This window comes from Aliivibrio sp. A6, assembly GCF_028765505.1.
GTDB classification, from domain to species: domain Bacteria; phylum Pseudomonadota; class Gammaproteobacteria; order Enterobacterales; family Vibrionaceae; genus Aliivibrio; species Aliivibrio finisterrensis_A.
This window is the reverse complement of sequence record NZ_JARACR010000009.1, coordinates 21,353-35,348: the sequence shown is the minus strand read 5'-3', so window position 1 is coordinate 35,348 and position 13,996 is coordinate 21,353. Positions and strand designations below refer to the sequence as shown.

The window sequence follows — 13,996 nt, the reverse complement described above, 5'->3', positions numbered from 1 at the left end:
TATTCTTAGTAGACAAATTCCGCGACATCGCTAGTATGTAACGGTTGCTTTTTAATGGAATATTTACATGTCTCTGCGCCAATGCCTTCTTGTTATTTTTCTTTTTTTCCCGCTTTCATCTTGGGCTAAATTTTTCTCTGCGCCTATATTGAATGACGCGTATCAATTGCTAGATACGAACCCAGAGCAATCACGAACAATTGCTGAGCAATACCTAGAGCAACGTCAAATATCCCCAGGACAAGATCCAAATAGAATTCACATTAATAATGATTCTGAACGAACCATTAGAACTCCCATTAGTACCGTAGAAGCATTTCAAATTAAAGCACTTGCTAATAAACGCCTTGACCGCAATAGAAAGTCAATTAAAGCGATCAAACAAGCTATTTCGTTAGCGAAAGAATTCAATTTAAAATCAGGTTATCTTGAGTCAAAACTTATTTATGCAGGTTTATGGTGGAACTTAACTCAAGATGTTGATGAAACAAATGCGATTTTAGAAGATATCGCACAAGAGTTAACTCAACACGATAAGCAAATAGCGATTCACCAAAAGCTTTACTTTGCACTGGCATTAATCCATGCAGAAGTTGAATCGATGCAAGGAAATAACAGCAAAGCACAGCAATATTACAAGCAAGCTATGTCTCACGGTATTGCGCTTAAAGACCCAAGCAGTATGATTTTTTATCATATTTCTTATGGGAAATATTTTTTAAAAAACAAACAATTTGATCAAGCTCTAACTGAACTATTAAGTGCTTATTGGCAATCCATTGAGGCCGACAGAAGTGGTCAGTTAGCAACCACTAACTATTTACTTGGTCAATTATTCTTTGAGAGAAAGGTACTTGATAAAGCGTTAGAACACGCCTCACAATCGGCTGAATTTTATGGACGTTATAACAACAGTAAACAGCTTTCCAATGTTTTAATATTGATCGCGAAAATACATTTAAAGCAAGGGCGATTTAACTTAGCCTTAGTTCAATACTTCAATGCACTTGACCAAGAGAAAGAGAAAAATAACGTAAATAAATTAATCTCATTACGTTTAGATATCGCCAATACTTACTTTCTATTATACAACTACGCACTCAGTGAGCATTACTTAAAACAAGCAAATAATCTTAATGAATATGTAAATTTGCCCAAAGAAAAAGCAAACGCTGCACTATTACAAGCGAAGTTATATCTTGTCCAAAATAAAACAGAGATGGCAATTGAGCAAATTCATAGCGCCATCAAATACAGCCAAAAAGACAACAATATTTTATTAAAACTGCAGTCTCAAAAATTGCTCTCCAAAACCTATGAAAAAATGGGGAAATACCAATTAGCATTGAAGGCGCAACGTGAATTCGAAACACTGAACTCTTCTATTCAGGCGGTTCAAAATGAAATAAATGAAGACGTATTTAGACAACAAAAAAGCATCATTGAGCAATCACTGCATTACCAAGGATTAGAGCTAAAATTAAAAGAGAATAATTTGCAAACCCGTAAAATACAAAAGATTGCAGGTTTTTTACTCGTTTTATTAACCGTTATTTCGATCTACGCTTTTAGAAAACAGCAAGTTAATCGTTTCTTGAAGAAGCGTTTGCATCTTCTATTAAATAAATACTATACCCACCCAAGAAGTGGTTTACGAAACTTCCGCTTATTAACGGAAAGACTGCCATCATCATTACAACAAAGTAGCTCAAACATAGAGCAATGGCATTTAGGTGAACTGATTAATGAACCTCTAAGCGATAGACTTCGATTTACCTTATTTCATATACCAATGCTACAAAATTTATATTTTACTCATGGGTATCAAGAAGGTTTATCGATTGAAAAGGAATTCGGAGATTACTTGTCGACTGTCGTAAGTTTGCCAAGCCGTATCTATCATTTTTCTGACGCTAGTTTTCTTTATATTGAACATAAATCTGATTCAACATCAAACTCTCAAGAAATGGCTGAAACCATTCAAGAGTGGATTCATCGTTTTGATTCTAAAGTAATGACAGATAAAACAGTTAACATAGGTATGGTTGAGTACCCTTTCTTACCAAGAGCGTACACCGCCATCAATGACCGTGAACTTATTGATATCCTATTAATGGCAACCAATACAGCTTGTAAAATGAGTACGAAAGAAAGCAACTGCCATTGGGTACATTACCGAGCAATAGATAATGCGCCAGCTGCTAGCTTTGCTAGTAACAACATACAATTAGCTTGTGAACAAGCCATTAATCAAGGTCTAATAAAAGTAACGACTTCAATACATTAAAGATAAATCTGGATAACACCTCACAGATTTAACAATAAACAGACGTAAATGTTTAAAAGATAAGAAAATGTTATACTTTTTTTAGCTTGCTAATTATAAATTTGTTATTATCGCTTTATTGACAATATCAATACTTTGACACATTACATAAATATTGAGTTATCCCCTAGGTTATTATGATTGAAGTTTCCATTGTTGCCTCAGAATTAAATCAGTTAAAACAGCAGCTGAATCAAACACGTCTATCACACCGTGATACTACGCTGAAATCACGCCGCGAAATACTGCTTCTAAAACGTATTATTTTACGTTTCTGTGCTGCCTGCAAACATCATGACAGTGAGCTAGATAAAGAAATCGTTGATCTAGCAACTCGTATAGAACAAGTTGAAAATACATCAGATTTAACTATTCAAATCGCTACCTTCGAAAGGCTCATTAATCGCTACAAGATGAATGTTCAAAAAGAGCACTCGGTAATGGAAGACCATATCTCTTATTGTGGCGAAACACTACAACGAGTGGCTGGACTACCTGCTGGACTTAAACGCGATCTTCGCTCTCTTTTGCAGTACCCTTCTCACGATGGTAGTAAGCACATTCAACGTATTGTCCGATTAGTTGAACTTTATGAACGAGCGATTAAATTTATTTCTGTTGGGAAACTCTCTTCTGAAATTAATAGTAACGAAGTGATTGATAGTGATACCCAAGAACAATTAAGTAATGAGTTACAACATCTTATTTCTGAACTGGATTTTAATAATACCTCTGGTACTAAATTATTAGAAATCCGCAGTAAACTTCTTACTGGTACCGATGCCGTCTCACTGATTGATTTAGCACTACAAACACTGCAATTGGTTCTTGAGGGTACAAACAACGAGCGTAAAGCATCACAGATATTCGTTGGTGAAATGAATACTCAAGTCGCACAGATCATCAAAACGAGCGAACAAAATCAAAGCCAAGGCCAATCTTACTTAGAGCAGCGTTCTTTACTTAATGAAGAGTATTCACTTCTAATTAAACAAGCTGAAAACCTATTAGATAAGAAAGCAAGTGAACAAGAACACAAAGCTAAGATGGTAATGTTACTTAATGAAATGAATGACTTAGCAGAACGAAATAGCGCAATGCAAGAGCGTGAGGCAGCACTGCTTGAACGTCATGAATATACAACAAAAAAACTCAATAATTTATATGAAGAAACTCTTGAGTACCGTCGCCAGTTAAGTGATCAACAGCAACGTGTATTTAGAGACCCCCTAACTAAAGTATATAACCGTGCAGCAATGCATGAACGTTTAGATCTAGAATATAAACGTTGGGTTCGTCATCAGCACTCTCTTGTTTTAGCAATGATCGATATTGATCAATTTAAACGTATCAATGAACGTTTTGGCCATTTAGCAGGCGATAAAGCACTTACTATTATTGCAAAAACCATCGAAAATCAAGTAACAGATACCGATTTTGTTGCTCGATTTAGCGGTGAAGAATTCTTAATTTTATTTACCGAAACCAATAAAGAAGAACGAGAGAAGAAGCTTAAGGCGATTCAATTAGCCATTTCAAAATTGCCATTTAAATTTAAAAATGACCACGTTCAAGTCACGGTATCAGTATGCTCCTCTGAGTTTACCAACAGTGATATTCCTGAAAAAGTGATTAAACGAACCATTGATGCTCTTTATAAGCAAAAATCAAAAGGAAAAGAGCAATTCATTTATTTGTAATTAGCCAAATTCTTGTTATTTTTAGTGTAATACTTTCAAAAACCTCTCATTTTTATTTTATTTTCCTCGCTAATCCTTCCATTGCTGTGTAAGTTTAATAACTAAACAATAATAAAAACAGCTAGGGAGGCGCTATATGATTACTCATATTAGTCCTGCAGGTAGCATGGATTTGCTATCACAATTAGAAGTTGACCAATTAAAGAAAACCGCTTCTAGTGAACTTTATCGTATGTATCGGAACTGTACGTTAGCGGTATTAAACTCAGGCAGTCATACTGACAGCTCAAAAGAATTATTAGATAAATATAAGTCATTTGATGTCTCTGTTACGCGTCGAGATCGCGGAATTAAACTTGAGCTAAATAACCCACCAGAACACGCATTCGTTGATGGGACTATAATCAAAGGCATTCAAGAGCACTTATTTTCTGTGTTACGCGACATGGTGTATGTGAACATGCAAATTGCGGATCACAATCGATTAAATCTCACTAAAGCCACTCACCTAACCAACTTAGTATTCAGTATTTTACGTAATGCAAAAGCGCTACATACCGGTATTGAGCCTAACTTAGTGGTATGTTGGGGCGGACATTCAATTAATCCTGTCGAATATCAATACACTCGTGAAGTGGGCCATGAACTTGGTTTACGAGAATTAAATATTTGTACTGGCTGTGGCCCTGGTGCAATGGAAGGCCCAATGAAAGGCGCTGCAATTGGTCATGCTAAGCAACGTTATTCTGATAGCCGCTTTGTTGGATTAACAGAACCTTCGATTATTGCCGCTGAGCCACCAAACCCAATAGTCAATGAACTTATTATCATGCCTGATATCGAAAAACGTTTAGAAGCGTTTGTACGTATGGCTCATGGTATTGTTATTTTTCCTGGTGGTCCGGGAACAGCTGAAGAGTTGCTTTATATCTTAGGGATCATGATGAACCCAGCAAACCGTCAGCAACCGATGCCTATCGTTCTTACTGGTCCAAAAGAGAGCGAAGATTATTTCCGCTCTATTGACACCTTTATCCGTGATACTTTAGGTGAAGAAGCGACTCAATATTATGAGATCGTTGTTGGTGATCCAGAGAAAGCGGCAATTATTATTAATCATGGTATCAAGAAAGTAAAAGAGTACCGTAAAGCAACGGATGATTCCTACAGCTTCAACTGGGCACTAAAAATTGAGCCTGAATTCCAATTACCTTTTGAACCAACTCATGAAGCAATGGCTGGTCTTGATTTGCATCTAAACCAACCGACTGAAAGTCTTACTGCCAATCTCCGCCAAGCGTTCTCTGGTATTGTCTCTGGAAATGTAAAAGCAGAAGGCATTGCTGAAATAGAAAAGCACGGTGTGTTTAAGCTTCACGGTGATCCTGACTTAATGAAAAAGATGGATCGTCTACTGCAAGACTTTGTAAAACAGGGCCGAATGAAGCTACCTGGTTCTAAATATGAACCTTGCTATAAAATCGTTGTTGATTAGGGCTGGAATATTTCACCTTCACTAACGTACAATAATAAGCCTATGCACATTGCGTAGGCTTTTTCTTTTTTTATATATAGGAATGAATACGTTATGGCAATTCATCTGGTTATTATTGACGCATTAAACCTCATTCGTCGCGTTCATTCCGCTCAACCGAATCAAGATGACATTCAAGCGGTTATTACCACCACTACTCGCACTATCAACCGCATCTTAAAAGAAACAGAACCCACTCATATCATTGCTGTGTTTGATCATCATCTCCAAGATCGAGGCTGGCGTGCAGAGATCCTCCCTAAATATAAAGAAGATAGAAAACCCATGCCTGAAGCATTACAAAAAGGCATGGATGAAATTCAAGAAGCCTGGTGGAAATTAGGGATTGATTCGCTGTTATCTGACGGTGATGAAGCCGATGATTTGGTTGCCACCCTAGCCAATAAAGTTGCTGCGCATAATGAACAGGTTACGATCATTTCTACCGATAAAGGCTACTGTCAGTTACTCTCTCCTACTTTACGTATTCGAGATTATTTCCAACATCGCTGGTTAGATGCTCCTTTTGTAGAAAAAGAGTTTGGTTTAAAGCCTGAACAATTGGCTGATTACTGGGGGTTAGCTGGGATCAGTTCCAGTAAAATCACAGGTATTCCGGGAGTTGGCCCAAAAGCAGCGTTAGAAATTCTAACTCAATTCCCAACAATTGAGGCCGCAAACGAGTCTGAAGATCTTCCTAAAAAATACCGTAAGAAATTTGATGAGCATTATGAAACCGCTATTTTATGTCGTCAGGTTGCGGGGTTAAGAACGGATATTGAGCTTGGGTTTAATTTGCAAGATATACGATATGAGAAAGGGACTAGGGACTACCAAGTATCATGAATATAATGTGCTTTTCTGCAAAAGAAAGATGGCTATATTTGATGTGGTTATCAGTACGATGACAAACAGTTTTTTTGCGCCAAAGCACACCATATTCAACATCGCACCTAAATAATCTCAACACCGAATAACCATTGTTGAAGATAAATAAAAACGCCCACTGATTATCAACATCAGCGGGCGTTTTTTATTTCTCAATAATTTGGATTACATCAATATTTGTATAACGAAATATTAATGTGGAGAAATATTTGAAATCGCTTGGATATGAACAGTGATTTCTTCACGGTCATGATACAAATGCTTAGCTTGAAGCTTGTATTGGAAACCGTTTTTCTTCAAGAAATCTTTTAGGTTTTCAATATCTTGAAGAACCTCATCGTAACGACCTTTCATTGGTAATTTAAGGTTAAATAGCGCTTCTTTCGCCCAACCTTTAATTAGCCATTCACCCATAAGGTGCGCAACACGAGCTGGTTTCTCAACCATGTCACAAATTAGCCATGTTACGTTCTTTCTTTGTGGCTCAAATTTAAAACCATCAACCATGTGGTGTTTCACTTGGCCTGTATCCATTAGGCTTTGAGCCATCATGCCGTTATCAATCGCATGAACAAACATAGAACGCTTAACCAGTTGGTAAGTCCAACCACCTGGACACGCGCCTAAATCTACGCCCCACATACCAGAAGCCAAACGAGTATCCCACTCATCACGTGGAATAAATACGTGGAACGCTTCTTCCAGTTTCAATGTAGAACGGCTTGGTGCATCAGCAGGGAATTTAAGACGCGGAATACCCATAAAGAACTGAGAGTTATTATTAGTATAAGAATAACCAATGTAGCAGTGACCAGGAGCAATAAAGCAAACATGCAATACAGGGATTCGATTTGAATCTCGTGCTGTAAGCATCTCTTTGCCACGTAAAGCTTGGCGCATTGGAACCGTAAATTTACGGCAGAACTTCAATAGCTCTTTTGCTTCATTCGTATCAGGTGTTTCAATACGAATGTCACCACAACAAGGCATTCCTTCAACATCAACTAACGCTTCAAGAATTGGAGAAATACGATCATCTTTTGGTAGATCGCTTACTTCTGTAGCAACCGCAAACATTTGACGAGCAAAGATTAGCTCATTAAATTTAATCTCACGAATTAAACGGTCTGCATCGCCTTCCTGGTAGCATTCAAATAGCACATAGCCTGTATTATTTTTTAGGCGAGGAAAACCAAACACTTCTAGTTGAGTGGCTTTATCTTGGATCTCACCTGCACACTCTTTTTCAAAACCAGAGCGACAATAGAACATTACTTGTTTCACTTTGAAACCTCAGTCAAACGATAAGTTGAAACAGCCAGCGTTAACCAACCGATAATAAAACAGAATCCACCTAATGGAGTAATTGGACCAAACCATTTTATTCCAGTGAATACTAACGCATATAAACTTCCACTGAAAAATAGCATTCCAATGGTAAATAGCAAGGCGGCGTATGATACCCCTTTTGAAAATGAATTTCTCAACAAAATTCCACACCCAAACAACGCAAGGGTATGCCACATCTGATATTGCACTGCAGTTTCATACACATCAAGAAGATAAGGTGATAAAACTGACTTTAAACCATGAGCACCAAAAGCGCCTAAGCCAACGGCTAGCGCTCCACTAAGACTAGAAATAAGTAAACATTGACGACTATTCATCATCGACAATTTCCTGCTCACTACGAGCTTTACTTAAAATCCACTCTCTAAAAGTAGCAATTCGGCCTGTATCTGCCTGCTTTTCACTGCATACTAAATAAAATGCATTTTTGCTGATTAGCACTTCTTCAAATGGAGCGACTAAGCGACCTGCATCCAGTTCAGGTTGAGCCAGTACGTTATTACCTAACGCAATACCTTGACCATGTGCAGCAGCTTGTAACACCATCGTTGAATGACTAAAAATAGGACCTTGATTTACATTCATTCCCGCTAATTCGAATTGCTTTACAAACAGCTTCCAGTCTTTACGAGAAGTATCGTGTAATAATGTATGGAATCGTAAATCATCAATGGTCGCTAATGGCTTTTCGTTCAGTAGCACTTGAGGTGAACACAGTGGTAAAAGCTGCTCTTGATACAAGAGTTCCACACGAAGACCCGGCCAATTTCCACGTCCATAATAGATAGCAACATCAACATCTTCTGTTAATGATCCCTCATCCATATCAACCGCTTTAATGCGCACATCAATATCTGGTTCTTGATTATTAAAATCCGATAATCTTGGTACTAACCATTGAATAGCAAAACTTGGTGGCAAACTAATGGTTAATGCGCCTTTGGCACTTCTTTCCAATACTTTATCTGTTGCTTCTGATAACGAAGAAAATATTTCTTTAATATCTAGAAAGTAACTTTGACCTTCTTCAGTAAGAAGCAAAGAACGATTACGACGGCGGAATAACTTTAAGCCAAGAAATTCTTCTAACGCTTTGATTTGGTGGCTAACTGCCGCTTGAGTAACAAACAATTCTTCCGCTGCACGAGTAAAGCTTAAGTGTCTAGCTGCCGCTTCAAACACACGTAAAGAATTTAAAGGTGGTAATCTTCGAGACATAAAAACTCACATTCTGAACCATTAGTTTTTTTAATGCCTCGTATTATAAATTGTCCATTGCCGAACTACCAGATAAAACCTACTATTAGCCCCGTAGTTTAGAGCAAAGACATATATTCCTCCCTGAGTATTTTTTTCATGCCTCTAAACTGCATGTTGTGTTTGCATATTGGCTCGACGATTAGAGCCCGAGTATTGGTTCCAAAGTATTTGTAAACAATACCCAATTATTTCCTGTATTTTTGACCTTTTGGTTAAGAAAATATTAGCACCGTTTAATACGGTGCTTTTTTTTGTCTGTAATTTTGACTTACGAGGCAGAAATCCGCATCATTCCTCTGTTTGCTAACTCCAATGAAGAAAATCCTTATGACTGCATTTAATGTTGAACTTATTCGCTCTCAATTCCCAGCTCTATTACAAGAAATAAATGAGCAACCTATTGCGTATTTTGATAGTGCGGCAACCACACAAAAACCATTAGCTGTATTAAGTGCAATCCAAGATTATTATCAAAAAAGTAATGCCAATGTGCATCGTGGTAGCCATAGCCTAACTGCCTCTGCGACGCTTCAATTTGAGCAAGCAAGAGAAACCATTCAACACTTCATTAATGCAAAAAGCAGTAAAGAAATAATTTGGACTCGAGGGGCAACAGAAGCCATTAATTTAATCGCTCAAACTTACGCTCGCAGCACGCTACAAGTTGATGATGAAATTTTAGTTAGCGAATTAGAACATCACGCCAATATTGTTCCTTGGCAAATCGTTGCTGAGCAAACCGGTGCCAAAGTCATAAAAATCCCCATGAAGCCAGATTGCACATTAGATATGGATGCATTTGAGTCATTGGTAAGCAAGCGCACCAAAATTGTTGCTGTGGCTCAAGTAACTAACGTAACGGGTACATTAAATCCCGTTGATGACATTATTAAAGCAGCACATTTAGTGGGTGCTATTGTTGTTGTTGATGGCGCTCAAGGGATTGTTCATCATGATATTGATGTTCAAGCAATGGATGCCGATTTTTATGTCTTCTCTGGCCATAAATTATTTGCTCCAGCGGGCATTGGTGCTCTCTATGGCAAACAGCATTTACTGGAATCTATGCCTGTATGGCACGGGGGCGGTAAAATGGTTGAGAAAGTCTCATTTGAAAAAACTACGTTTGCAGAGCTCCCAGGGAAATTTGAAGCTGGTACACCAAACGTTGCTGGTGCGATTGCTTTTGCTACAGCAATTAACTGGATTAAGCAATTCGCCCATGATGATCTTAATACTCATATTAATGAACTTCGCCAGATGGCGATCGATGGAATAAAAGATATTGAGGACTTACGCTTCATCGGTTTACAAGATAACGCGAGTCTATTTTCTTTTGTTATTGATGGCGTCCACCACCAAGATATAGCGACTCTACTTGATCAACAAGGCATTGCCGTTCGCTCAGGTAATCACTGCGCTCATCCTATGTTAGATGCATTAGGGTTAACGGGTACTGTACGCGTTTCATTTGCCTTGTATAATACAAAACAAGATGTTCAACGTTTTATCGACGCGCTAAATAAAGCCGCAGATATGCTATAATACCAATCCACATAAATATTTGATCATTCTTGCTTGTTAAAATCGATTATAGCTGCGTTATACTTTTTTATTGCAAAAATTAGGTGTAATTAGAGCTACTAGTTACTGCAATTTATGCCTTGCTTTAATCAATTTTTCCTACGCAATTATCTGTTCAACTACTTATCCGGATTGGTATAAGCTCAAATTTAAGGTATTTTATTTATGTCTACATTCCCATCGTCACCTTTTGGTTTTGACATTACTCACTCAACAGTACTTGATTTAATGAGTAACGCTAAAGGTTGGGAAGACCGTTACCGTAACGTAATTCAATTAGGTAAAAAACTGCCTAATATGCCTGAAGAGCTACAACAGGAAAACGTAACGATCTCTGGTTGTGAAAGTAAAGTATGGTTACAACATCAAGTCATTGATGGCGTTTATTTCTTCTGTGCTGATTCTGATGCAAGAATTGTTCGTGGGCTTATCGCATTAGTAATGGCGGCGGTTAATAATAAAACGGCAGAAGAGATTAAGGCGTTTGATATGGATGGGTATTTTGCTCAATTGGGGTTAATTGAACATTTAAGCCCATCACGTGGTAATGGACTTAAGGCGATCATTGAAACGATAAATGAACTAATAGAGCAGGCTTAAGGCCGCTTCGCTTGAAGGATTCAGGGAGAGCATTGGAATAATAGCGCTTATACCTGAAACCTTGAGGGAGCTTGCGACCGTCCTGAAACCTAGTTCCTATTTACCGTGTTTCTCAATCAACTTCTCTACAATTCTCGACACCGCAACAAAACCAAAGGTCGCAGTTACCACCGTAGCTGCACCAAAACCACTCGCACAATCCATACGCTTAGGTCCTTCAGCAGTTGCTTTAGTCGCACATACCGAGCCATCTGCTTGTGGGTATTTCAAATGCTCAGTTGAGTACACACAATCAATACCAAATTTACGTTTAGGGTTCTTAGTAAAATTATGGTGACGACGCAGCGTATCACGTAATTTCTTAGCCAGTGGATCTTGAATTGTCTTAGTTAAATCGGTGATTTGAATTTGAGTCGGATCTGTTTGACCACCCGCACCACCAGTCGTGATCACTTTAATCTTATTGCTCTTACAATACGCCAGTAATGCCGCTTTAGGCTTCATACTGTCGATAGCATCAAGCACGTAATCAAAGTCTTTAGAAATATATTCAGATAGATTTTCAGGGGTAATAAAATCATCGATTAAATTAATCTTACACTCAGGGTTAATTAATTTAATGCGCTCCGCCATGACTTCAATTTTACTTTGGCCAATCGTACCGGTCATCGCATGGATTTGACGGTTAATATTAGTAACACATACGTCATCCATATCGATTAACGTAATTTCACCCAGACCAGTACGCACTAGCGCCTCTACAGCCCAAGAGCCCACACCACCAATACCAACGACACATACATGAGCTGCACGCATGATTTCTACTTCACTATTACCATACAAACGGCGAGAGCCACCAAAACGTTGGTCATAACTTTCAGAAGCAGGAGTGGTTAATTCGCGCATGGGGTTACCTTACTCAAAAACAAAAAAAGAGCACGATTTATACGCACTCTTTTTTAGAAGATCAAGTGTTAAGCAATACAAGTGACTAACACATTATTTTGCTTTAGGCATTTCCCATGGATTTTCAGTTTCAGAATCTTTTAAACCTAACTTCCACACGCGGCCAAAATGCTTAAAGTGACCAGCAGCGATGCCAGCTTCTGTTCCCATGCCGTAATATTGGTCCAAATGGTTTTCTTTAACTGCACCACCAGTATCTAACGACAATAATACTTTAAGCACATGTTTACCCGTCCACTTACCGTCTTTATCTAATTGAGGTACCTCAGCAAGTATTGGGGTTCCCATAGGCAATAAAGTACGATCAGCAGCAACAGCAGCGCCAGCAAGTAAAGGAATACCTGCGGTTCCTAGAACATGGTGCGCATCTCGTGGTGAAAAGAACACATAAGATGGATTGGTTTCTAACAATTCACGAACGGTGGCTTCATCATTGTTAGCAACCCACTCTTTAATTGCTTTTAGCGACATATCTTTGCGTTCAACTTCGCCACGTTCAATCAATACTTTACCAATACTTACGTACGGATGGTTATTTTTACCACCGTAGGCAAAATACTCTAGTTTGTCATCATCACCAAAATGAATAAAACCACTGCCTTGAACTTCCATAATAAACGGGTCAATCATATTGTCAGAATAACCAAGCTCTAAACCTAAACCAGATAATGCACCTGCATTAATTTCGGCGCGGGTTGGACAATCAGAACCACAATCAGGTTTATCATAAACAGGATATTTAAACGTTTCGTTTGGCGTATGACGCATTTCAATCACTGGTGAAAAATAACCAGTGAACATCACATTACCTTTTTTGTCACCACCACCCATTTGAGCAAATTGAATACCATAAGCTGAAAGTTCAGCAGGATTTGAGCTTTCATCAATCCACTTTTGTAATTGTACGTACAACTCTTCATAACGTAATGACATTGACTCTGAGCGCTTAATTACCTCTGCACTTTGTTTTTTAAAGGCACTAAAATCAGAAGGCTTATCAGAATGAATTTCACTTACTTCATTTAAGTTACTACTGAATCCACCATCTAAATATTGCTGAGCTCGTTCAGTAGGACGATCAGCACAACCCGCTAAAGCCAGAAGAACACACACAAGAGAAAATTTACGAAACACAATAAAACCTTATTGATAAATAATGCGAGAAGAATGACAAACAAATAAGGAGAGAGCAATTGCTTACACTGCAATAAATGTAAGAAAAGGATAATTTTGACAAAACTTGACACGATATAGAAGGAAAGTGCAGATAAAGAATAAATTCAAGGTGACGAATAACATCACCTTGAACTTACAGAATCATAATTTACGGAAAGTCGATTTATAATGCGTAGGCTTAATACGAAGTAATTGAGCGCCGTCATCGTCTTCAACTTGATACACATAAGTCATTTCACCATGGATATAGCTTAACTCACTTCCATCAAAGTCAAATTTAGTATTGATTAAACGACCATGGGTATAAACACCACCAGCACTAATAGTAAAACTGTCTTGAGCGTAGCTTGGAACCCCCTGCTCAACCCACTTACCATATAATTGAGATGCTGGCATTTGAGCAAAAGCACCCGATTTGTACATACCAGCAATAACTGAAGCAACTAATCCAATAGCAACAAAACTAATTAACACTAATAGCCGAATTTTTCTTTTCTTTAACTCTTTTTCTTGAGCTTGACTCATGATGTGGCCTAATAAAAACAACGTATGTAATAAGCATATCGGCAAATCTTAAAAATATTAAGCGAAACTTATGTGACCTTGTACTAA

12 protein-coding genes are annotated in these 13,996 nt (G+C 38.0%); 6 read left to right on the top strand and 6 right to left on the bottom strand.

All coding sequences use genetic code 11. From position 1 onward, the window contains the following. Positions 1-67: 67 nt before the first annotated feature. The 4 genes from PVK70_RS07395 (at position 68) to xni (ending at position 6,406) form a co-directional block, all read left to right on the top strand. Entirely contained in the window at positions 68-2,287 is a 2,220-nt protein-coding gene (locus tag PVK70_RS07395; protein ID WP_130047273.1) for a tetratricopeptide repeat protein, read from the top strand. A gap of 176 nt (positions 2,288-2,463) precedes the next feature. Further along, positions 2,464-4,026 carry a GGDEF domain-containing protein gene (locus PVK70_RS07390; protein ID WP_130047274.1) on the top strand — a complete coding sequence of 521 codons (1,563 nt, stop codon included), beginning with the start codon at positions 2,464-2,466 and terminating at the stop codon, positions 4,024-4,026. A 136-nt stretch (positions 4,027-4,162) separates the two neighbouring features. Then, positions 4,163-5,521, top strand: a complete 1,359-nt coding sequence (gene ppnN / locus PVK70_RS07385; RefSeq protein WP_130047275.1) for a nucleotide 5'-monophosphate nucleosidase PpnN — start codon at positions 4,163-4,165, stop codon at positions 5,519-5,521. Between the two features lie 93 nt (positions 5,522-5,614). After that, entirely contained in the window at positions 5,615-6,406 is a 792-nt protein-coding gene (xni, locus tag PVK70_RS07380; protein WP_130047276.1) for a flap endonuclease Xni, read from the top strand. 234 nt (positions 6,407-6,640) lie between these two features. On the opposite strand, the gene rlmM is transcribed toward xni, so the two are convergent. The 3 genes from rlmM to PVK70_RS07365 are packed head-to-tail and all read right to left on the bottom strand — an operon-like array spanning position 6,641 to position 9,016. After that, the gene (gene rlmM, locus PVK70_RS07375) at positions 6,641-7,732 is read right to left on the bottom strand and encodes a 23S rRNA (cytidine(2498)-2'-O)-methyltransferase RlmM (RefSeq protein ID WP_130046294.1); all 1,092 of its coding nucleotides are present in this window, start codon (positions 7,730-7,732) and stop codon (positions 6,641-6,643) included. Further along, positions 7,729-8,115, bottom strand: a complete 387-nt coding sequence (locus PVK70_RS07370) for a DUF423 domain-containing protein (RefSeq protein WP_130046316.1) — start codon at positions 8,113-8,115, stop codon at positions 7,729-7,731. Before PVK70_RS07370 ends, rlmM begins: the two co-directional genes overlap by 4 nt. Next, a complete protein-coding gene (locus tag PVK70_RS07365; RefSeq protein ID WP_130046295.1) occupies positions 8,108-9,016 on the bottom strand; it encodes a transcriptional regulator GcvA in 909 nt (302 codons plus the stop codon). The genes PVK70_RS07370 and PVK70_RS07365 overlap by 8 nt, the downstream gene beginning before the upstream one ends. Positions 9,017-9,385: 369 nt before the next feature. Between PVK70_RS07365 and csdA the strand changes: the two genes are divergently transcribed. Together csdA and csdE are read left to right on the top strand one after the other, a co-directional pair. Then, positions 9,386-10,603 carry a cysteine desulfurase CsdA gene (csdA, locus tag PVK70_RS07360; protein WP_165367133.1) on the top strand — a complete coding sequence of 406 codons (1,218 nt, stop codon included), beginning with the start codon at positions 9,386-9,388 and terminating at the stop codon, positions 10,601-10,603. A gap of 204 nt (positions 10,604-10,807) precedes the next feature. Then, on the top strand, positions 10,808-11,242 hold the full coding sequence (gene csdE, locus PVK70_RS07355; protein WP_130047278.1) for a cysteine desulfurase sulfur acceptor subunit CsdE: 435 nt from the start codon (positions 10,808-10,810) through the stop codon (positions 11,240-11,242). A gap of 96 nt (positions 11,243-11,338) precedes the next feature. Here csdE and tcdA read toward each other — a convergent pair whose 3' ends face one another. The 3 genes from tcdA to PVK70_RS07340 form a co-directional block, all read right to left on the bottom strand. Beyond that, the gene (gene tcdA, locus PVK70_RS07350) at positions 11,339-12,148 is read right to left on the bottom strand and encodes a tRNA cyclic N6-threonylcarbamoyladenosine(37) synthase TcdA (protein WP_130047279.1); all 810 of its coding nucleotides are present in this window, start codon (positions 12,146-12,148) and stop codon (positions 11,339-11,341) included. A 93-nt stretch (positions 12,149-12,241) separates the two neighbouring features. After that, positions 12,242-13,342: a murein transglycosylase A gene (gene mltA / locus PVK70_RS07345; protein WP_130047280.1), complete on the bottom strand. Its 1,101-nt coding sequence runs from the start codon at positions 13,340-13,342 to the stop codon at positions 12,242-12,244. A gap of 183 nt (positions 13,343-13,525) precedes the next feature. Continuing rightward, complete coding sequence (locus tag PVK70_RS07340; RefSeq protein ID WP_130047281.1) at positions 13,526-13,909, bottom strand: DUF2850 domain-containing protein; 384 nt, start codon at positions 13,907-13,909, stop codon at positions 13,526-13,528. Between the last annotated feature and the right edge of the window lie 87 nt (positions 13,910-13,996).